Genomic DNA, 1114 nt, shown 5'->3' with positions numbered 1-1114 from the left:
TATGCGGTCATGGCGTGTCGCTGAGGGTGGAAAGCGGTGCACTCGTTATCCGCGATGGCTTCACCCATTATCCGCAACAGCAAGCCAAGCATCGCCTCTATCCCGGCCATCGCGACACGCCGACACGCATCATCGTTTTGGATGGCAGCGGCACGTTGTCATTTGCCGTGATTTCATGGTGCACCGAGCAAGGCGTCGCGCTTGCGCGTGTATCGTGGACGGGCGAAGTCGCGGCGATTGCCAGCGGCACCGGCTTTGCTGGCGACCCCGCCAAAATCGAGTGGCAAAATCGGATGCGCGCAAGTGAGCCCGATCGGCTTACGTTTGCGACTGATTTGATCGCGCGAAAGCTGAACGGGTGTGTCGCAGTCCTAGCGGATCATGTCCCGGCGTCACGCAAACGCGATTTGGCAGTGGCGAAGCACGATGCAGCCATTGGCGACTTGCGAGCTGGCAGATTCGCCACCGTAAACGACATTCGTGGGATCGAAGGTCAATGCGCCAGTTGCTACTTCCTCGCATGGGAAGGTCTAGAGCTGAGTTGGACCGGGCGTGGCGATGTGCCGCCAAACTGGCAGCGTTTCGAGACGCGAAGCTCACTCGCCAAATCGGGCTTGAAACCAACCAATTATGCGGCGTCGCATCCGATCAATGCGATGTTGAACTACGCCTATGCCGTGCGGCAATGCGGGTTGCAGATACAAGCGATTGCCGAAGGCTATGACATTCGACTGGGAATTTTCCACCACGGCAAGAAGGGCAACGCCGCCTATGCGTTTGACCTGATCGAGCCTGAGCGCCCCAAAGTGGATGCGGCTGTTTTGGCATTCGCCGCGTCGCGCCAATTTGCGGTTGCTGATTTCATATTGCGGAAGGACGGGGTTTGCCGGTTGTCACCTCAGTTGGCGCGGGCGGTGGCGCAACTAGTCGTCTAGCCAGAAGCTGGTTTGCGACCGCGTTTCAAGCCGCTGATCGCCCCGCCGTCGATTTCGCCGAATAGTGACGCAAGCGGAACGCCAAGCGCCGTCGCCAACTTGTCGAGCACATCAACGCTTGGATTTTCCGTGCCGCGCTCGACGCCGCCGACGTAAGATCGGTCCACGCCGCTATCGAA

At 59.2% G+C, this 1114-nt stretch carries 2 protein-coding genes; one reads left to right on the top strand and one right to left on the bottom strand.

Annotated features, from left to right (window positions below):
* The coding region (locus tag ACM9ME_RS15395; protein ID WP_415644340.1) for a CRISPR-associated endonuclease Cas1 at nt 1–935 on the top strand (935 nt) is incomplete at its 5' end.
* Here the strand turns inward: ACM9ME_RS15395 and ACM9ME_RS15390 are convergent.
* Nucleotides 932–1114, bottom strand: a 183-nt coding sequence (locus ACM9ME_RS15390) for a helix-turn-helix domain-containing protein (RefSeq protein WP_415644339.1), incomplete at its 5' end; no start/stop codon positions are given. The genes ACM9ME_RS15395 and ACM9ME_RS15390 overlap by 4 nt on opposite strands.

Origin of the sequence: Sphingomonas antarctica (assembly GCF_965137005.1) — a bacterium.
Taxonomy (GTDB): Bacteria; Pseudomonadota; Alphaproteobacteria; order Sphingomonadales; family Sphingomonadaceae; genus Sphingomonas_O; species Sphingomonas_O antarctica.
Note: the sequence above shows the minus strand (reverse complement) of the source record. Positions and strands in the feature narration are given on the sequence as shown.